This window comes from Orientia tsutsugamushi, assembly GCF_900327275.1.
Classification (GTDB): domain Bacteria; phylum Pseudomonadota; class Alphaproteobacteria; order Rickettsiales; family Rickettsiaceae; genus Orientia; species Orientia tsutsugamushi.
Genome location: NZ_LS398548.1, coordinates 1,652,749 through 1,670,792, shown reverse-complemented (window position 1 = coordinate 1,670,792; position 18,044 = coordinate 1,652,749). Strand labels below are relative to the sequence as shown.

The 18,044-nt window shown below is 29.7% G+C and carries 19 protein-coding genes and 11 pseudogenes; 10 read left to right on the top strand and 20 right to left on the bottom strand.

Features of this window, described 5'->3' with window-relative positions; all coding sequences use genetic code 11:
• The first annotated feature begins 440 nt into the window (after positions 1 to 440).
• Positions 441 to 1,264: pseudogene (locus DK405_RS08745) on the top strand (IS5 family transposase).
• A 61-nt stretch (positions 1,265 to 1,325) separates the two neighbouring features.
• Positions 1,326 to 2,270 (top strand): tyrosine-type recombinase/integrase, encoded by a 945-nt coding sequence (locus DK405_RS08740; protein WP_231967748.1) that lies wholly within the window; start codon positions 1,326 to 1,328, stop codon positions 2,268 to 2,270.
• A 56-nt stretch (positions 2,271 to 2,326) separates the two neighbouring features.
• Here the strand turns inward: DK405_RS08740 and DK405_RS08735 are convergent, their stop codons facing one another.
• The 7 genes and pseudogenes from DK405_RS08735 to DK405_RS08710 all read right to left on the bottom strand — a co-directional run bounded on the left by DK405_RS08735 (position 2,327) and on the right by DK405_RS08710 (position 6,105).
• Complete coding sequence (locus DK405_RS08735; protein WP_064612967.1) at positions 2,327 to 2,791, bottom strand: hypothetical protein; 465 nt, start codon at positions 2,789 to 2,791, stop codon at positions 2,327 to 2,329.
• Positions 2,788 to 3,340 (bottom strand): annotated as a pseudogene (locus tag DK405_RS15495) (TraE/TraK family type IV conjugative transfer system protein). Before DK405_RS15495 ends, DK405_RS08735 begins: the two are co-directional and overlap by 4 nt.
• Positions 3,340 to 3,675 (bottom strand): annotated as a pseudogene (locus tag DK405_RS08725) (hypothetical protein). Before DK405_RS08725 ends, DK405_RS15495 begins: the two co-directional pseudogenes overlap by 1 nt.
• A gap of 125 nt (positions 3,676 to 3,800) precedes the next feature.
• Complete coding sequence (locus DK405_RS08720) at positions 3,801 to 4,310, bottom strand: site-specific integrase (RefSeq protein ID WP_231967746.1); 510 nt, start codon at positions 4,308 to 4,310, stop codon at positions 3,801 to 3,803.
• On the bottom strand, positions 4,307 to 4,522 hold the full coding sequence (locus tag DK405_RS15855) for a hypothetical protein (RefSeq protein WP_410522059.1): 216 nt from the start codon (positions 4,520 to 4,522) through the stop codon (positions 4,307 to 4,309). Before DK405_RS15855 ends, DK405_RS08720 begins: the two co-directional genes overlap by 4 nt.
• Positions 4,523 to 4,839: 317 nt before the next feature.
• Positions 4,840 to 5,013 (bottom strand): hypothetical protein, encoded by a 174-nt coding sequence (locus DK405_RS12865; protein ID WP_162563010.1) that lies wholly within the window; start codon positions 5,011 to 5,013, stop codon positions 4,840 to 4,842.
• Between the two features lie 441 nt (positions 5,014 to 5,454).
• Entirely contained in the window at positions 5,455 to 6,105 is a 651-nt protein-coding gene (locus DK405_RS08710) for an SCO family protein (RefSeq protein WP_045912939.1), read from the bottom strand.
• A gap of 795 nt (positions 6,106 to 6,900) precedes the next feature.
• Between DK405_RS08710 and DK405_RS08700 the strand changes: the two are divergent.
• Positions 6,901 to 7,092 (top strand): annotated as a pseudogene (locus DK405_RS08700) (helix-turn-helix domain-containing protein); the annotation flags it as partial.
• 7 nt (positions 7,093 to 7,099) lie between these two features.
• Here the strand turns inward: DK405_RS08700 and DK405_RS08695 are convergent.
• The 12 genes and pseudogenes from DK405_RS08695 to DK405_RS08645 all read right to left on the bottom strand — a co-directional run.
• Positions 7,100 to 7,525: pseudogene (locus DK405_RS08695) on the bottom strand (transposase); the annotation flags it as partial.
• Positions 7,526 to 7,602: 77 nt separating this feature from the next.
• Positions 7,603 to 7,765 (bottom strand): annotated as a pseudogene (locus DK405_RS08690) (transposase family protein); the annotation flags it as partial.
• Between the two features lie 128 nt (positions 7,766 to 7,893).
• Positions 7,894 to 7,992, bottom strand: a pseudogene (locus DK405_RS08680) (IS110 family transposase); the annotation flags it as partial.
• 97 nt (positions 7,993 to 8,089) lie between these two features.
• Complete coding sequence (locus DK405_RS08675; protein WP_064612971.1) at positions 8,090 to 8,737, bottom strand: tetratricopeptide repeat protein; 648 nt, start codon at positions 8,735 to 8,737, stop codon at positions 8,090 to 8,092.
• The gene (locus DK405_RS14370) at positions 8,703 to 8,870 is read right to left on the bottom strand and encodes a tetratricopeptide repeat protein (protein ID WP_125330226.1); all 168 of its coding nucleotides are present in this window, start codon (positions 8,868 to 8,870) and stop codon (positions 8,703 to 8,705) included. Before DK405_RS14370 ends, DK405_RS08675 begins: the two co-directional genes overlap by 35 nt.
• Before the next feature lie 138 nt (positions 8,871 to 9,008).
• Positions 9,009 to 9,335 carry a hypothetical protein gene (locus DK405_RS08670; RefSeq protein WP_081420643.1) on the bottom strand — a complete coding sequence of 109 codons (327 nt, stop codon included), beginning with the start codon at positions 9,333 to 9,335 and terminating at the stop codon, positions 9,009 to 9,011.
• Positions 9,332 to 9,884: pseudogene (locus DK405_RS08665) on the bottom strand (TraE/TraK family type IV conjugative transfer system protein). The gene DK405_RS08670 and the pseudogene DK405_RS08665 overlap by 4 nt, the downstream one beginning before the upstream one ends.
• Entirely contained in the window at positions 9,884 to 10,219 is a 336-nt protein-coding gene (locus tag DK405_RS08660) for a hypothetical protein (protein ID WP_064612973.1), read from the bottom strand. The pseudogene DK405_RS08665 and the gene DK405_RS08660 overlap by 1 nt, the downstream one beginning before the upstream one ends.
• Positions 10,220 to 10,407: 188 nt before the next feature.
• A complete protein-coding gene (locus tag DK405_RS15120) occupies positions 10,408 to 10,665 on the bottom strand; it encodes a tyrosine-type recombinase/integrase (RefSeq protein WP_269459329.1) in 258 nt (85 codons plus the stop codon).
• A gap of 49 nt (positions 10,666 to 10,714) precedes the next feature.
• Positions 10,715 to 11,002 (bottom strand): tyrosine-type recombinase/integrase, encoded by a 288-nt coding sequence (locus DK405_RS15115; RefSeq protein WP_174197557.1) that lies wholly within the window; start codon positions 11,000 to 11,002, stop codon positions 10,715 to 10,717.
• Between the two features lie 245 nt (positions 11,003 to 11,247).
• Complete coding sequence (locus DK405_RS14365) at positions 11,248 to 11,532, bottom strand: Arm DNA-binding domain-containing protein (RefSeq protein ID WP_052691726.1); 285 nt, start codon at positions 11,530 to 11,532, stop codon at positions 11,248 to 11,250.
• Positions 11,533 to 11,948: 416 nt separating this feature from the next.
• Positions 11,949 to 12,143 carry a hypothetical protein gene (locus DK405_RS08645; RefSeq protein ID WP_410522042.1) on the bottom strand — a complete coding sequence of 65 codons (195 nt, stop codon included), beginning with the start codon at positions 12,141 to 12,143 and terminating at the stop codon, positions 11,949 to 11,951.
• Between the two features lie 222 nt (positions 12,144 to 12,365).
• Here DK405_RS08645 and DK405_RS08640 point away from each other — a divergent pair.
• Positions 12,366 to 13,326 (top strand): annotated as a pseudogene (locus DK405_RS08640) (IS110-like element ISOt5 family transposase).
• A 45-nt stretch (positions 13,327 to 13,371) separates the two neighbouring features.
• On the opposite strand, the pseudogene DK405_RS08635 reads toward DK405_RS08640, so the two are convergent.
• A pseudogene (locus tag DK405_RS08635) lies at positions 13,372 to 13,731 on the bottom strand (Rpn family recombination-promoting nuclease/putative transposase); the annotation flags it as partial.
• Between the two features lie 151 nt (positions 13,732 to 13,882).
• Here DK405_RS08635 and DK405_RS08630 point away from each other — a divergent pair.
• From DK405_RS08630 to DK405_RS08605, 6 genes and pseudogenes are all read left to right on the top strand, one after another.
• Positions 13,883 to 14,539, top strand: a complete 657-nt coding sequence (locus tag DK405_RS08630) for a hypothetical protein (protein ID WP_231967744.1) — start codon at positions 13,883 to 13,885, stop codon at positions 14,537 to 14,539.
• A gap of 7 nt (positions 14,540 to 14,546) precedes the next feature.
• Positions 14,547 to 15,368, top strand: a pseudogene (locus DK405_RS08625) (IS5 family transposase).
• 40 nt (positions 15,369 to 15,408) lie between these two features.
• Entirely contained in the window at positions 15,409 to 15,993 is a 585-nt protein-coding gene (locus DK405_RS08620; RefSeq protein ID WP_231967743.1) for a hypothetical protein, read from the top strand.
• A 140-nt stretch (positions 15,994 to 16,133) separates the two neighbouring features.
• Complete coding sequence (locus DK405_RS08615) at positions 16,134 to 16,709, top strand: HD domain-containing protein (RefSeq protein ID WP_064612985.1); 576 nt, start codon at positions 16,134 to 16,136, stop codon at positions 16,707 to 16,709.
• 37 nt (positions 16,710 to 16,746) lie between these two features.
• Positions 16,747 to 17,391 carry an ankyrin repeat domain-containing protein gene (locus DK405_RS08610; RefSeq protein ID WP_109510673.1) on the top strand — a complete coding sequence of 215 codons (645 nt, stop codon included), beginning with the start codon at positions 16,747 to 16,749 and terminating at the stop codon, positions 17,389 to 17,391.
• A gap of 102 nt (positions 17,392 to 17,493) precedes the next feature.
• On the top strand, positions 17,494 to 18,042 hold the full coding sequence (locus DK405_RS08605; protein ID WP_045912774.1) for a hypothetical protein: 549 nt from the start codon (positions 17,494 to 17,496) through the stop codon (positions 18,040 to 18,042).
• Positions 18,043 to 18,044 lie beyond the last annotated feature (2 nt).

Here is an 18,044-nt window from a genome sequence, read left to right as displayed (position 1 = left end):
GACTGATAAGTGATTTTCAAGTTATATGTATTATGAACAAATTAGTATAAAAAATTTGATATCAAAAAAAGCATAATTTATATCAGATATTTAATAAAATGTAATATATATTAATAATATCAACATTAATATTATGTTATGTTGGGTGATTATGTCTTCAATATCATTCAAGTTAATAAAGCAGTTATTAACTAAAATTAAAATTCCTGAGTGAGAAACATTATTAATTATCCACCATCCAGATATAATAGGACTTAAACTGAAAATCTCATTGGTAGTCTGTGGAGGAAGAGTAAGAAAAACATGGGTTTTAGAACAAAAATTTAAAAACCAGAGTTTAAAAATAACGATAGTGGTATTTCCAGATTTATCTATTAGACTTCTTTCGAAACTAGAGAATGATGTAGAATGGTGTTATAAAAATCTAATTTGAAGTAATAATGAAATTAGATCAGATTAAAGAGTTAAAGGATGAAAAATTTCGTTGATTAACAGGAGTAAGGAAGAGGACATTTTCAAAGATGGTGGATATTTTGAGGAAAGCTGATGGTCTTAAGAAATCAAAAGGTGGACGTAAAAATAAGCTCAATTTGGAGGAACAGTTGCTGATGGTGTTAGAATACCTTAGAGAATACCGTACTTATTTCCATATAGGTCAGAACTATGGAATTAGTGAAAGTTCAGCATATAAAGCTGTAAAATGGGTAGAAGACAGCCTAGTTAAACACCAAAACTTTGCTCTTCCAGGCCGTAAAGCTTTAATGAAGAGTGATATGAATTATGAAGTAGTCTTGATTGATGATACTGAGAGTCCTATAGAAAGACCTAAAAAAAACAAAAATTCTATTATTCAGGAAAGAAGAAAAGGCATACACTAAAAACTCAAATAGTGGTAGATAAGAAAACGCGCCAAGTAATATGTACAGATTTTTCTAACGGTAAAAAACATGACTTTAGATTATTTAAGAAATCCAAAATTCTTATCCATCCTAAGGTAAAAGTGATTACTGATACAGGATATCAAGGCATACAAAAAATTCACAATAATTCTGAATTACCAAAGAAAAAAAGCAAGAAAAATCCTTTGACTAAAAATGATAAAAAGAATAATCATAGGTTAGCAGGAGCAAGAGTTGTGAATGAAAACGTTATTGGTATACTAAAGCGCTTCAAAATTATTGCTGACAAATATCGAAATAGACGTAAAAGATTCGGTCTTAGATTTAATTTGATCTCTGGCATTTATAATTTTGAACTACCTTAACCAGTTTCGAAAGAGGTCTATTAAAGAAGCTAGAAAAATAGCAAGAGAATTAAAGAGATTAATGGCGAAAGGAATAGATCAAAGAGAAGTAAAACGTCAACAACAGATAGAAGAAAATGAAAAACGTCTAAAAGCAAGACAAGATATTACATTCAAACAGCTGTGTGATAAGTGTGAAGAGTATAGCAAAATATATAATACAAGCTCGAAGGAGAGTACTGCAAGAATACATAATTATGGGAAACCGTTATTTTTAAAAAAGATAAACGAGGTTAAAAGGAATGATATTGAACCAATATTCAATGATATCAGCAAAGAGGAGAAATATGCTACAGCAAATCTATTTCTAATAACCTTACGCACTATGTTTAATAAGGCAATAAAATGGGAATTAATGGACAGAAATCCTACACTAAGAATAGATAAACACAAAATGCAAGCAAGAGAAAGACGTCTAAGTTACGATGAAATGACTAAATTTTTACAAGTATTATGTAGAGAAGCAAGTGTGTTGATAAGAGATTTTGCATTACTAGCGTTATATACTGGAGCTAGAAAAAGGAATGTGTTAGAGATGGAATGGGACAATATAGATTTTGTAAGAAAAATATGGCATATACCAAAAACTAAGAATGGAAAGGCGCAAAATATACCATTAACAGATGAGATAATAGAAATATTGCAAGCAAGGAAATTAACATCTAAAAGTAAATGGGTGCTATCAACTGATAGAAGCAAAAGCGGGCACTTGGAAAATCCTTATAGAAGATGGTATAAGATTTGTAAAAAGGCAGGCATAAAAAATTTAAGGATACACGATCTAAGAAGGACATTTGCAAGTTGTATGGCAGATAAAGGCGCAGGTCAGTATATAATTAGTGCAGCATTGAATCATAGTGACATAAAATCAACGAGTATTTATACCAAAGTTAGTTTAGAGCCAGTAAGACAATATATATCTAAGGTGACACAAATAATAAGAGAACATTCAGGAATTGATATTTGAAATAAATACTGAAATAACATGAAACTTAGCATGAGTAAGAAATTCATATATAAAAACTAATTATCACAGGTAAAATTAGAAAGTTTCGCTGTTAATTCTTTTGTATTAACGTCATTACTGAACAAATTGGCATTGTTTTGTTTTGAATTATCCTTTTCCTGTATTTTTGTAGCAGCATTAACAAGCATTACAGGGTTTTGAGTTTTTGGAGTAAAAGTTAACATTAAATCTTGAATTGTTTTGTATTCTCCTATTACAGTTAAATAAAGCTTGTTTCCTTCTTCTTGTGGAGCAATAAACAAAAATCCAGACTCATGAACTACAACTTCAGCTGCATTTTGAGGGTACATAAGAATATCATTAATTTTTTCATCTTTAAGATTAATTCTTGTTGGCCCACTATCAGAAATCTCAAGCTTTAGTAAATTGTCAGCTTCTAACTCATATTCTACCGCATATATATTATTAACGTTGACTAAAGCAATAAGCCCTATCATAAATCTCAAAACTCTAATACTCATTTTTTTATTCCATTCTCTTTAACACCAGTCAATAACAAAAGGTAATTAGGAGTTCGCTTGTAAGTCAAAAGGTAAGTCTTATCGACAGCTATATGTTTACTATCGCTAAACCAATAACGAAGCGTCCCACTAATTAATACTCCATTCATTTATCACTTCAACCTTCTTTGAAAAAAAGACTGAAGATACATTTGAGCCTTTAACAAATTGCAAGTGATCATGAAAAAATTTATTTAAAGATTCAGTATTACTAGACGCCACTTTCATGTCTGCCATTTGTCTTTCTACCTTATTTGGAGAAGTAGTAAATAAGAGTTTCATCACATAAATTGCCTATTCCTTTAAATAGGTTTCATGGTAATTTTTTGATGAAACCATCATTTTACGATCAGGCTCCATTGCTGGAATTAATAACCACTTTTCTTCTTTGGTAATTGCAGCCATTATCGCAATTATATTAGCTGCAGCTAGCAATATAGTTACTGAAAGTAAGCATTTATTATATTTAACCAGCTCTTGTATAGCATTTTGCTTAAAGAGATGATTCATTATTTGCCAACTTTTTTGCCCAGCAATCTTGAATATCCTAATGGAGCTGGCAATAAACCTTTAGCTACTAAAAAACTTTTTAGCAAAAAATTCTCCGATACCTTCTTAAATTTCTTAAAGCAATAACATAGAGCAATTCCTCCAACCATAAATGCTAGGCCTAATTTAGCATGCCTGCTGTTTAGTAGTACAATTCCTGGAGCTACTCCAGCTAGCACTACTCACCATTCATCAATGCTCAAACCCATATACTTCAACGGCCTCGATAATGCCCAACATAATTTTTGATTTTGCATAATTACCTTCAGCCTCAATTTTAGCATGAGATTTCTCATTCTGCTATTATAATGTTTTAATTAGCTAAATATCTTCAAACACAGATTTTACCTGTGATAATTAGTTTACATACATGCATGTGCGACATGAAGTCGCACTATTCTTACCACAACGTTTATATTAGTCAGATAGTATTATAAATATTATAACTTTGCATATGTCCACTAATCATTTGTGTCACCTTAGACATATACTCTCTTAGTAACTCTGTACTAACTATACTATAATCACTTGTTGATTCAAAATTAATATGATTCAATGCTGCACAAATTATATACTGACCTGCACCTATATCTGACAGACAACTTGCAAACGTCCTTCTTAGATCGTGTATCTTGAAATTTTTTATGCCAGCCTTTTTACAAATCCTATTCCATGCTTCATATGGCCGTTCTAAGTGTCCGCTTTTGCTACTATCATTTGGTAGCACCAATTTACTTTTAGATGTTAATTTCCTTGCTTGCAATATTTTTATCATCTCATTTGTTAATGGTATATTTTGCGCCTTTCCGTTCTTAGTTTTTGGTATATGCCATATTTTTCTTACAAAATCTATATTGTCCCATTCCATCTCTAACACATTACTTTTTCTAGCTCCAGTATATAACGCTAGTAATGCAAAATCTCTTATCAACGCACTTGCTTCTCCACATAATACGTGAAAAATCTACCCATTTCATCGTAACTTAGACGTCTTTCTCTGTGTTTATCTATTCTTAGTGTAGGATTTCTGTCTATTAATTCCCATTTTATTGCCTTATTAAATATACTGCTTAAGGTTACTAGAAATTGATTTGCTGTCGCATATTTTCCATCTTTGCTGATATCATTGAATATTTGTTCAATATCATTACTTTTAATCTCACTTATCTTTTTTAAAAATAACGGTTTCCCATAATTATATATTCTTGCAGCATCTTTCTGCCAGTTTATAGTATATATTTTGGCATACTCTTCAATATACCTATAACACAGCTCTTTGAATGTAATATCGTTAGCTTTTCTTTCTCTTTCTTTTATACGATTCTCATTTTCTTCTATCTGTTGTTAACATTTTACTTCTCTTGAATCTATTCCGTTCGTCATTAATCTCTTTAATTCTCTTACTTTTTTTTTAGCTTCTTTAATAGATAAATCTGGAAATACCACTATCTTTATTTTTATCACTTCTTTTCTAATTTTTTTTCAAAAGACCATGTTTTTCTTACTGTCGGTGATATTCTTAATTTAAGTCCTGGTTCAATTTTATCCTCGATGATTGATGTTCTTTCAGTTGGAATTTTTATTTTTCTTAGTAACTTATTTGTTAACTTTAATGTTAATGATATTGATTCCATAATTACACCATATATTAATTGTTATATTAATTTATATTACAATTACCTAAACAAAGTATCTATATTATTCTCTTTATTTGAATCAAATTTTTATACTAATTTATTTATAATATACCTGACTTCCAAACCGCTTTATCAACCTTGAGTTGGTATGTATTTTTCAACCATCATCTTAACCTTTAGATTGAAAACTGGCCCCCAATTTCCTGAATTTTTTTTCTACCTTTCGCCTTAATTTTTTTTGTTATATTGATAAATATTACAAATATGTTTATAGTTAAAGTTGAAGATTAATTATAAATATTAATAAAAGTTAACATAAGTTAATAGAGGTTCTATCAAGTGTAGAAGTTAACAAAAACTAACATTTTTTTTCTTCTTTATATTTGATATGTATTTGCATCTTTACTTATTGGATATGTTATATCTGATACGATATTGTTATTTTAAATGAATTCTAATATATTCTATTATTTTCTCTGGGGTATCATCAAGAGTAAAATGTGACATGTATTTGCCATTTTTATCTATTAAATATATAAAAGTAGAGTGATCTATTAGATAATCATTACTGTTTCTATCACTTAATGCAGAAATAGAATAATAAACACCGAATTTCTTAGTTATATCCTCGATTTGAGGTTTAGTACCTGTTAATGCAATAATTTTGCTGTGAAAATTTGTCATGTAATTCTTTAAAGTACTAGCATTATCTCGTTTAGGATCAACTGTAACAAAAATTGTAGAGATATCTATATGATACATATCTAAGACTTTAATAACTTTTGATAATTTTTCTAATGTAGCTGGACATACATCAGGACAAAAAGTAAAGCCAAAATAGATAAGATAAGGTTTACCTCTTAAAGATTTACTGTAAAATTCTTGGTTATTAGTATCAATTAAAGTAAAATCTCCACCAAGTAAAATTTCGCTACTTGTGACCATAGAATAGCTAATATTATCTGTATTAGCTACTTTTTTTTTAGATTGAGGCCATAAAATAAATATGAAGTATAGAGATAACATTCCTATAATTATCGACAGAATAGCTAATAGCTTAAAAAAGCACTTGTTACTTATAATATTCATTTATTTGCGATTTTCATTTTTTATTTAAACTAAATTACTAATACTACTTTAAGAATTTTTTTACTACAAGTTAATTTTTTACTAATCTAAATATAATATATATATACCACTATAAAACAAAAATGAAGTTAGAGCATCAAAGAAAGGAGAAATAATAGAGAAAAAATAAGAAGAGATAGGAAATATGGGAGCAGCATATTCATAAGATTTAGGAAAGAGAGTAATGAAATTAATAGAAGATGGATAAACAATAGCAAAAGCAAGCAGAGTATTTAAATTAAAGAGTATTTAAATTAAAGAGTATTTAAATAAGTAGAAAATAATATAGATAGTAGGTAAGAGAGATCTTATAGAAAGCAAACTACACGTAGTTAAAAGACTATAGGAATTAATAACTGAGTGTATAAGCATTTATATGCTAAATCAGAAATAATGCTAACTTAAGATTGGTGACTTTTACCCTAAATTGCAAACAAGATTATGAATTAATTGAAAAAATTGAAAGCTAAATGCAAATGTAACAATTGAACAAATGATAAATTTAAGAAAATCTATTGACATTCAATAGATTGGAAAGAAATTATATAAAAAGTTAATAATCTTCGTAAGTAGAAGTATTTATAGTCATTTACAATGAGATTTGAGTATAGAAAAAAACTCCAATTGCCTCATAAGATTTAACAAATTGAGTAATTGGATTTCTAATCTACATCAACCAGTTTCGAAAGAGATCTAATGAAGTTCGAATAGATTAAAGAGTTAGAGAATGAAAAATTTCGTTGATTAACAGTGGTAATGAAGGGAACATTCTCAAAGATGGGTGGATATTTTTAGGCAAGCTGATTGTCTTAAGAAATCAAAATGTGTGGGTAAAAATAGCTCAATTTGGATGAACAGTTGCTGATGGTCTTAGAACACCTTAGAGAATACCGTACTTATTTCCATATAGGCCAGAACTATGGGATTAGTAAAAGTTCAGAATATAAACGTCAATTTAGGATAAGGAGTCAAGAGAAGAAGAAGAGATAAGGTGAGGATTAAGTTTAGAGATAGAATAACTAGCAAGAGAAGCAATTATATAAACAAAAAAATTAAGAGGAGAACGGTGTCTAGTATCCTCTAAATGGATATGTTTTTTTAGTACATTAAAGACAGACTTAATTAAAGAACGTTTATTTAATAACTGATTATCTTGTATGTCCAATAAATATGTTTTCATATCTTTACGAAGATTAGTAAATAAACGTAGACCATTGGTCAGCAGTTGATGAAATAACTCTTTAGATATGTAAGCTTTATCACTAAACAATTTACCAGATAAGCCTTTAGAAAAAACCGAAGATACAGATATGTCGCTTTTATTGCCTTTAGTAATTTTAACTGACATTATTTTGCCTTTATTATTGATTATAAGATGTACTATAGGTAAAATTGGTTTTCTAAGGCAGATAGTATCAGTATGAAGATTTATATAGGTTTGGCATAAAATTTTTTTCAACTTCGATATTTATTAGCAATAATTTTGAAGCGTTTTAGCGCACCAATAACGTTTTCATTTACAACTCTTTCTCCTGCGAATCTACCGATTATTCTTTTTATCATTTTTAGTTAAAGGATTTTTCTTGCTTTTTTTCTTTGGTAATTCAGAATTATTACTGATAAATATCGAAATAGACGTAAAAGATTCGGTCTTAGATTTAATTTGATCTCTGGCATTTATAATTTTGATCTACCTTAACCAATTTCGAAAGAGGTTTATTGTTAAATATAATGCGGCTGTGGATACTATGCTTCAGGTTTTATTGATTTACAAAAATCTGCTATTAATGCACTGTCTACTTTATTTGTTTTTGTACGACTAAGTTTACTCATCGCAAAACCTTTAATACATACAAGGAATACTTTTTGATATAGTTTATAATCTAGAATAATAAAACATTCTTAGCTTATGAACACCTGATTCTCTGCGCCTTGATTCTAAAAATTAATCAGTTATGATGCGGAGATTGCTTTTTTTAATTTTTTTTGCAAGTTCATTTGCTAACTGGTATGCGTACACATTATCAGAATCATATTTGATAGCCAGGTTACAACTTTCCATTGCTTCTTGATGTTGCCCCAATTTATTCAAAGCAATTCCTTTATTATAGTAAGCGTCTGGAAAATCTGGTTGATACTTAATAGCCAAATCAAAACTCTCTATTACCTCTTGATATTGTTCTAGTATACATAAAACAGCTCCTTTATTATTGTAAGAGCCTGCATAATTTGTGTTGTATCGCATAGCTTGATCATAATTGTCAATTGCTTCTAGTAGCTTTCCAAGATTTTTCAAAGCAATTCCTTTATTATAGTAAGCGTCTGGAAAATCTGGTTGATACTTAATAGCTATATCATAATGCTTTATTGCTTCTTGATATTGTCCCAGTTTGTATAAAGCAACTCCTTTATTAATATAAACCTCTAGATTAGTTGGATTATATTGAATAGCTTGACCATAATTTTCAATTGCTTCTTGATGTTGTCCTAATGCCCTTAAAGACATTCCTTTATTAAAATAAGCTTCTGCATCATCTGGTTGATACTTAATAGCTATATCAAAATTCTTTATTGCCTCTTGATGTTGCTCCAATTCCTTTATTAATATAGGCTTCTATACAATCTGGATTACACTTAATAGCTACATCATAATTTTTAATTGCTTTTTGATATTTTCTCAACTTAAGAAATGAATTTCCTTTATTACAAAATTTGTCTGCTAGCATATCTTTATCCTGAATTAAATACTGTTATATGATCAGATTATTTTGATGCAACAGATGTAACTGTATTATAATACTGTCATATATTTCATATGATTTATAAAAATTCCCCTTTAAATTTTTGATTAGCTGTGATAATTGCTAAATATACTGATTTATCAATACAAGAAGTATTAAATTTAAAAATTTGTATTCTCCTATTACCGTTAAATAAAGCTTGTTTCCTTCTTCTCGTGGAGCAATAAACAAAAATCCAGACTCATGAACTATAACTTCAACTGTGTTTTGATGGTACATAAGAATATCATTAATTTTTTCATCTTTAAGATTAATTCTTGTTGGCCCACTATCAGAAATCTCAAGCTTAAGCAGCTCATCAGCTTCTAACTCATATTCTACTGCATATATATTATTAACGTTTACCAAAGCAATAAACCCTATGATAAATCTCAAAATTCTAATACTCATTTTTTTATTCCATTCTCTTTAACACCAGTCAATAACAAAAGGTAATTAGGAGTTCGCTTGTAAGTCAAAAGGTAAGTCTTATCGACAGCTATATGTTTACTATCGCTAAACCAATAACGAAGCGTTCCACTAATTAATACTCCATTCATTTATCACTTCAACCTTCTTTAGAAAAAAAGAGTGAAGACACATTTGAGCCTTTAACAAATTGCAAATGATTCTGAAAAAAATTTTTAAAGATTCAGTATTACTGAATACCACTTTCATGTCTGCTATTTGTCTTTCTACCTCATTTGGAGAAGTAGTAAATAAGAGTTTCATCACATAAATTGCCAATTCCTTTAAATAGGTTTCATGGTAATTTTTTGATGAAAACGTCATTTTACGATCAGGCTCCATTGCTGGAATTAATAACCACTTTTCTTCTTTGGTAATTACAGCCATTATCGCAATTATATTAGCTGCAGCTAGCAATATAGTTACTGAAAGTAAGCATTTATTATATTTAACAAGCTCTTGTATAGCATTTTGCTTAAAGAGATGATTCATTATTTGCCAACTTTTTTGCCCAGAAGTCTTGAATATCCTAATGGAGCTGGCAATAAACCTTTAGCTACTAAAAAACTTTTTAGCAAAAAATTCTCCGATACCTTCTTAAATTTCTTAAAGCAATAACATAGAGCAATTCCTCCAACCATAAATGCTAGGCCTAATTTAGCATACCTACTGTTTAGTAGTACAATTCCTGGAGCTACTCCAGCTAGCACTACTCCCCATTCATCAATGCTCAAACCCATATACTTCAATGGCCTCGATAATGCCCAACATAATTTTTGATTTTGCATAATAACCTTCAGCTGCAATTTTAGCATGAGATTTCTCATTCTGCTACTATAATGTTTAAATTAACTAAATATCTTCAAACGCAGATTTTACCTGTGATAATTAGTTTTCATATATGCATTTCTTCTCATGCTAAGTTTCATGTTATTTCAGTATTTATTTCAAATATCAATTCTTGAACAGTCGCTTATCATTTGTGTTACCTTAGACATATATTGCCTTACTGGCTCTAAACAACTTTGGTATAAATACTCGTTGATTTTATGTCACTATGATTCAATGCTGCACTAATTATATACTGACCTGCGCCTTCATCTGCCATACAACTTGCAAATGTCCTTCTTAGATCGTGTATCCTTAAATTTTTTATGCCTGCCTTTTTACAAATCTTATACCATCCTCTATAAGGATATTCCAAGTGCCCGCTTTTGCTTTTATCAGTTGATAGCACCCATTTACTTTTAGATGTTAATTTCCTTGCTTGCAATATTTCTATTATCTCATCTGTTAATGATATATTTTGCGCCTTTCCGTTCTTAGTTTTTTGGTATATGCCATATTTTTCTTTTAAAATCTATATTGTCCCATTCCATCTCCAACACATTACTTTTTCTAGCTCCAGTATATAACGCTAGTAATGCAAAATCTCTTATCAATGGAGTTGCTTCTCCACATAATACGTGTAAAAATTTACTCATTTCATCGTAACTTAGACGTCTTTCTCTTGCTTGCATTTTATGCGGCTCTATTCCTAGAGTAGGATTGTTTTCTATTAATCTCCATTTTATTGCCTTATTAAATATAGTGCGTAAGGTTGCTAGCAATGCATTTGCTGTGGCATATTTTCCCTCTTTGCTGATATCATTGAATATTTGTTCAATATCATTACTTTTAATATCACTTATCTTTTTTAAAATAACAGTTTCCCATAATTATGTATTCTTGCAGTATCTTTCTGCAAGTTTATAGTATATATTTTGGCATACTCTTCAATATACTTATAACACAGCTCTTTGAATGTAATCTCTTGTCTTTCTTTTATACGATTCTCATTTTCTTCTATCTGTTGTTAACATTTTACTTCTCTTGAATCTATTCCGTTCGTCATTAATCTCTTTAATTCTCTTGCTATTTTTCTGGCTTCTTTAATAGATAAATCTGGAAATACTCCTATCTTTATTTTTATCCCTTCTTTTCTAAATTTTTTTTCAAAAGACCATGTTTTTCTTCCTGTATGTGATATTCTTAGTTTAAGTTCTGGTTCAACTTTATCCTGGATTGTTGATGTTCTTTTAGTCGGAATTTTTATTTTTCTTATTAACTTATTTGTTAACTTTAATGTTATTGATTTCATAATTACACCATATATTAATATATATTAATATATATTACAATTACCTAAACAAAGTATCTATATTATTCTCTTTATTTGAATAAAATTTTTATACTAATTTATTTATAACATACCTACTTCCAAGCCGCCTTACCAACTCTAGGTTGGTATATATTTTTCATCCATCATCTTAACCTTTAGATTGAAAACTGACCCCAAATTTCCTGATTTTTTTTCTACCTATTTTCTACCTTTCGCATTAATTTTTTTGTTATATTGACAAATATTGCAAATATATTTATAGTTAAAGTTGAAGATTAATTATAAATATTAATAAAAGTTAACATAAGTTAATAGTAGGTTATATAAAGTGTAGAAGTTAATAAAAATTAACATTTTTTCTTCTTTATATTTGATACGTCTTTGCAGCTTTATTATTAGGCAATGTTCTTAGCCAGAACCTGCTCTAATTCTGGTTGCTGACTCTCTAGTAATTTAGTATCAGTATACCATAAAAATGATCTTAGGTAAACATAACCTTTTTCTTTATCAAGTATTAAAACATGTTTGAACTTTATTAGAAACTCTTTCCAAAGCTTTAACATATCTCGTTGATGAATGTGCTTTAGCATATATTCGAGCATTCCTTGTATGATAAAAATAAGTGAAATTGCAATAAAATAAAAGATTATAGCAATAGCACAAAAGAAAGCTAGTATACAGTAGCGTTCCTAAGGCTAATAGCCTGTTCTATAGATAAGTAACTAGCTTTTTTAATTAAAAACCGGACGGTATTCTTAGGCAAAAAGCCTGTATTTACAAGGTTGGTTTTGAGATATTTAACATAAAATTTGGTGATTATGAATAGTATAATTGTAGGAATTGACGTTTCTAAAGAGACATTTGATGCAGCTGTGTTAATTAATAATAAAGTTCAAACAAGAAAATTTAATAATAATTCTGAAGGGTTTAACAAATTAGTAACATGGTTAAAAAGCAGAGGAACTGGACATGTTTGTATGGAAGCAACAGGTATCTACTGGAAAAATTTAGCTAAATATCTGTACGATTATGGTTATAAAGTAAGCGTAGTAAATCCTGCCCGTATTAAAGGTTTTGCAATGAGTAAACTTAGTCGTACAAAAACAGATAAAGCAGACAGTGTATTAATAGCAGATTTTTGCAAAGCAATGAAACCGGAAGCATGGTATCCACAGCCTCTTTATATTCAAGAACTACAGCAGCTAGTTAATCGCCTGAATGTTTTAATTAAGCATAAAACACAAGAAACAAATAGATTAGAAGGAGCTTCTAAAGCAATTGCTAATAATATTCAAATGCATATTGAATTTCTTGAAACGCAAATTAAAGAAATTGAACAACTAATCAATGACCATATTAAAAATAACACAGATCTTCATAATAAGGCTTGAGTCAATACCAGGCATAGGAGCAAAAACACAGGCTGTAGTTCTTGCTTTTTTAGCAGATATTGAGAAATTTAGTTCTGCTAAACAAGTTGTAGCTTTTGTAGGTCTTAATCCTAAGCATCGTCAATCTGGCAGTTCCGTGCGGGGGGCTAGTATAATCTCTAGAACTGGTAATTCAGATCTACGTAAGTCTTTTTATATGCCTGCTATGTCTGCCTTAAGACATAATTGTATTATCAAGCAATTTTCTCAACGTTTGTCTGATACTGGCAAACCCAAAATGCTTATCCTTATTGCCGCTATGCGTAAGTTATTACATATCATTTATGGTGTTTTAAAGCATAATTCTCCTTTTAATCCTAATGTTTTAATCAATCAGAAATAATAATTTTATAAAAACTTACATCTTTTTTATAAAATTATTATTTCTTTTCTTGATTCTTATCACGGTATCTATATGCTTTTTCCTAACAATTTTATCATTCGACATACTTTGCAAATCGACTAATTGATAGTCAGAGGTCATTAATTGCTTAGCTATCATTGAATCGGTAAATAAATCCCACAAATTCCTAGGTGCATTGTAGACTTCTTTGCCGTTGTAGATCACTAAATTATACACTAATGGTAATTTAGTTTTTTCTTTCTTATGCCTTTCGCACAATAACAATGTGTATCTCCATAACCGCAGAGCTGTCCAATAATCGACGGTTGATTGAGCTTCAATTAATATATAAATAAAAGCATTGCCATGTTTTTTGGTTGCAACTTTAGACGATATAGATGTATAGTTTAAAACTACTTAAGTTATTATAAGCCTTTCAGAGCGTTAAATTTCGAGCGTAGCTACAAAATTGCTACATTTGTGCTAAAAAAATGTGGTTTTTGATAGCAAAAATTGCCTAAATCACCTGCTATACCTGACATTTTTAGAGGTTGAAATGGTGCGAGATTTGCGTAATTTCGCAAGCAATAATTGCAAAATTACTAATAATAACAGTAGCAATAATGCAACTGTCTTTTATCGTTTTATTGGAAATTTTGTTCCAGCAGAATGGAAAGATCTGATTGGCGATAATGCTAAAGCTTTAAGCAAGACATCTAAACAGCTTTTATCATTTATAGTATTTAGACTACATATCTATTACAACAAAGATATAGATGAATTACAGGAAAGTTATTACTTTTTTGAAAATGAGTTAAACCTTCGTTACCGCAGAGTTAGACAATGCTTGGTTGAATTAAGCAATGCAGGTTTTATTAAAGTTGAAAATAGAACAATAATTAAAGGCAATCTCAAGGTACGTAATGTTCTTTGTGTAAAACTTCTAAAAAATTTTCAGCGTTTTACTGAAAAAGAAAAAAAAGAAGAAAAAATTGTCCTTCTACAACAAAAAAATTTTCACATCAATTTGCAAGAATTTGCAGGTGAACCTGCAAAAAATTGCAGCTACATATATAGATATAATAATAATAAAAAAAATAATAATAGATCTAGATCTACTGAAGATAAGTTAATAGAGAATGATCAAAATAAAAATAGACTTCTTTCGAAACTAGAGAATGATGTAGAATGGTGTTATAAAAATCTAATTTGAAGTAATAATGAAATTAGATCAGATTAAAGAGTTAAAGGATGAAAAATTTCGTTGATTAACAGGAGTAAGGAAGAGGACATTTTCAAAGATGGTGGATATTTTGAGGAAAGCTGATGGTCTTAAGAAATCAAAAGGTGGACGTAAAAATAAGCTCAATTTGGAGGAACAGTTGCTGATGGTGTTAGAATACCTTAGAGAATACCGTACTTATTTCCATATAGGTCAGAACTATGGAATTAGTGAAAGTTCAGCATATAAAGCTGTAAAATGGGTAGAAGACAGCCTAGTTAAACACCAAAACTTTGCTCTTCCAGGCCGTAAAGCTTTAATGAAGAGTGATATGAATTATGAAGTAGTCTTGATTGATGATACTGAGAGTCCTATAGAAAGACCTAAAAAAACAAAAATTCTATTATTCAGGAAAGAAGAAAAGGCATACACTAAAAACTCAAATAGTGGTAGATAAGAAAACGCGCAAGTAATATGTACAGATTTTTCTAACGGTAAAAAACATGACTTTAGATTATTTAAGAAATCCAAAATTCTTATCCATCCTAAGGTAAAAGTGATTACTGATACAGGATATCAAGGCATACAAAAAATTCACAATAATTCTGAATTACCAAAGAAAAAAAGCAAGAAAAATCCTTTAACTAAAAATGATAAAAAGAATAATCATAGGTTAGCAGTAGCAAGAGTTGTGAATGAAAACGTTATTGGTATACTAAAACGCTTCAAAATTATTGCTGACAAATATCGAAATAGACGTAAAAGATTCTCTCTTAGATTTAATTTGATCTCTGGCATTTATAATTTTGAACTACCTTAACCAGTTTCGAAAGAGGTCTAATGAAGATCAACAGCAAAATTTGAAGTTTAAATATACGGAATCTGATGATTTTATAGAAATTGAGTTAGTAGAAAATGAAAAAGAAGATCAACAACAGAATTTGAATTTCTATGAGCTTAGTGATGTTAGTAATGATAAGCCATCAAACAAGGATTATGAGCAAAATAGTGAGTTAGCAACTCCAGCTATTACTAAAGATTCAGAGGTTGAAAAGAATGAATGCTATCCCAAAAGAAAAAGACTAGCAGATTATTATCCACTAACACCAGAAGATGCAGTTATACTACAACGTATGTTTAGTAGAAGCTTCAACATATACTTCATAAATCAATTACTGTTGAAGTTATCAAATAAATATCCAAACCGTCATTTTGCAAATAAGATAGCAGTGCTAAACTATATGGCAAAAGCCTTAGCAAATGAATTACTAACTACTGATCAGGCTAATAGTGGAAATTTTAGATTTAATGATGTAGGAAGATTTAAAGAACAGTATCTAGCAAATATTGAATCTGGTACAGATCGTAGTATGAAGGCTCAGTTGAAGCGTAAAATAGCTGGAGTCTTTGAAGCAGATATGGCTTATCAAATTTTAACATCTTAAGATTGGTTTTTGGCATCGTGATAACTAAATCCAAAAATTTATAATTTAATTTGCTTCTTTTCCAGTTTTTATCTGGGATTGGAGTATACAAAAAGTTTAAATTATGGTATAATTTATTAATAACCATTTAGAGGTGGACAATGATAGATTTTTATAGTGAAAGCTTAATAAATAAGCTGTTCAGAACCAACATAAGATTTAACACCAAAATTGATCTTGATAGAGTTGAAAAAGCAATACTTTACGCTAAAAAATATCATGGCCAGCAAAAGAGAGATACTGGAGAACTCTACTACACACATCCATTAGAAGTAGCCTACATGGTATCAGACTACAGCTTTGAAACAGATACAATTATTACTGCAACACTACATGATACACTTGAAGACACAAAACTAACTAAAGAAAGAATAAGGTACGAATTTGGCGCTAATATTGCAGAACAGGTTTCAGACCTTACCAGAGTTAGGGATAATAAGAAAATCAGTGCTATGGAAATGATACAAATATTACGCAGCCAAAATAAAACAGAACTATTACTGATCAAACTTTTTGATAGATTCCATAATATTACAACTATATTCATCAAACCTCCTCACAAAAGGCAAGAAATAATATTTGAAACTCAGCAAGAATTTATAGCTCTTGCTGAATACCTTAAACTACCAGAGATTGGAGAACGCTTAAGCGAATATTGTAAACTTCATGCTAGTTAAAATGTGGTAAATAATTGAGAATAAAAGGATTAAATATATGATATTCGAATCTAAGGCTAAATATTCCTTACATAGCGCTATTCAAGATGGTGATATTAAAAAAGTGAAGCAGCTTATTAATAAGGATAGTACACTTGTCAATTCAAAATATAAAAACGGTACTACAGCTTTATCTGTTGCTTTGAAATATAAGAATCTACCTATTGCCGAGCTTTTACTAAGCAATGGAGCTAACGTAAACGCACAAGATAATGATGGGCACACTGCTTTACATCTTGTTGTTGACACAATTCAAGTATATTATGAATTTTTCGAAAAATATCCTATCTATTGCAATGATCATATAGCATTACTGCTAAAATATAATGCTGATGTAAATATCGAAAATAATCAAGGTAATACACCTTTATCTGATGCTGTTGAATGCAGATGTATAGAACCTTTAGCAATTATGCTAAAACATAATTCTACTGGTATTAATAAAAAATATGATGAAGGAGAAACACTACTACATATCGCTGTTCGTAATGAAATCATAGATGTTATACAGCTTTTGATTGATTATGGTGCTGATATTGATGCAAAAGATGATAACGGCATGACTCCTATAGATTACGCTGCTAAAAGCGGTAATGCAGATGTATTCAACTTTCTAACGGAACAATCAGTCCCATGGTATTAGGTTTTAACAGATAGCTAATATGTTAATGCTAATAAAGAAAGTTGACGCAGAATACAATTAATATTAAGCTTCATAAAAATATTGTAATTAGATAGAACTGCTATGAGTATTTTGAAATCACCTTTACAACCGTGTTATGCAGTTATGTTAGCATTCGTTGTATTATCTTCACCATCGATATGTACAGCGAATAATAATGTAAACTTCAATGCTTTCAAAGATAGTATTGATACTTCACAATTCTATATAAAATTTTCAACTGGTATTGCTACTAACTACGACACATTAGAAGCTGGAGTTGGTTATAGATTAGATCGGCACAGAATGGATGTAAGATTAGGATTTATGTGTCATCACAACTGTAGAGATAACTTTGTTCAAGGAAATTATTATTATAATATAATTGAAGGTAACAAAGCATCAATTTTTGTTACAGGTGGCCTAGTATCAGTTTTCAATGGTGATAGCGGTACTGGTATAGACTTAGGAGTTGGTACAACAATAAACTTATCAAGAGATACATATTTAGACGGAGTTGGTACAACAATAAATTTATCAAGAGATACATATTTAGACATTGAATGTAGCACAATTGCTAACTATAGACCACTTCCTATTCATATACGATTTGGATTGCGGGTTCACATTTAATA

Bases quoted from the DNA above. Each gene is read 5' to 3' on its own strand.
- DK405_RS08740 (WP_231967748.1), top strand. From the start codon at position 1,326: ATGGCGAAAGGAATAGATCAAAGAGAAGTAAAACGTCAACAACAGATA.
- DK405_RS08735 (WP_064612967.1), bottom strand. From the start codon at position 2,791: ATGAGTATTAGAGTTTTGAGATTTATGATAGGGCTTATTGCTTTAGTC.
- DK405_RS12865 (WP_162563010.1), bottom strand. From the start codon at position 5,013: ATGGAATCAATATCATTAACATTAAAGTTAACAAATAAGTTACTAAGA.
- DK405_RS08710 (WP_045912939.1), bottom strand. From the start codon at position 6,105: ATGAATATTATAAGTAACAAGTGCTTTTTTAAGCTATTAGCTATTCTG.
- DK405_RS14370 (WP_125330226.1), bottom strand. From the start codon at position 8,870: ATGCTAGCAGACAAATTTTGTAATAAAGGAAATTCATTTCTTAAGTTG.
- DK405_RS08670 (WP_081420643.1), bottom strand. From the start codon at position 9,335: ATGAGTATTAGAATTTTGAGATTTATCATAGGGTTTATTGCTTTGGTA.
- DK405_RS08660 (WP_064612973.1), bottom strand. From the start codon at position 10,219: ATGAGAAATCTCATGCTAAAATTGCAGCTGAAGGTTATTATGCAAAAT.
- DK405_RS14365 (WP_052691726.1), bottom strand. From the start codon at position 11,532: ATGAAATCAATAACATTAAAGTTAACAAATAAGTTAATAAGAAAAATA.
- DK405_RS08645 (WP_410522042.1), bottom strand. From the start codon at position 12,143: ATGCTAAAGCACATTCATCAACGAGATATGTTAAAGCTTTGGAAAGAG.
- DK405_RS08630 (WP_231967744.1), top strand. From the start codon at position 13,883: ATGGTGCGAGATTTGCGTAATTTCGCAAGCAATAATTGCAAAATTACT.
- DK405_RS08615 (WP_064612985.1), top strand. From the start codon at position 16,134: ATGATAGATTTTTATAGTGAAAGCTTAATAAATAAGCTGTTCAGAACC.
- DK405_RS08610 (WP_109510673.1), top strand. From the start codon at position 16,747: ATGATATTCGAATCTAAGGCTAAATATTCCTTACATAGCGCTATTCAA.
- DK405_RS08605 (WP_045912774.1), top strand. From the start codon at position 17,494: ATGAGTATTTTGAAATCACCTTTACAACCGTGTTATGCAGTTATGTTA.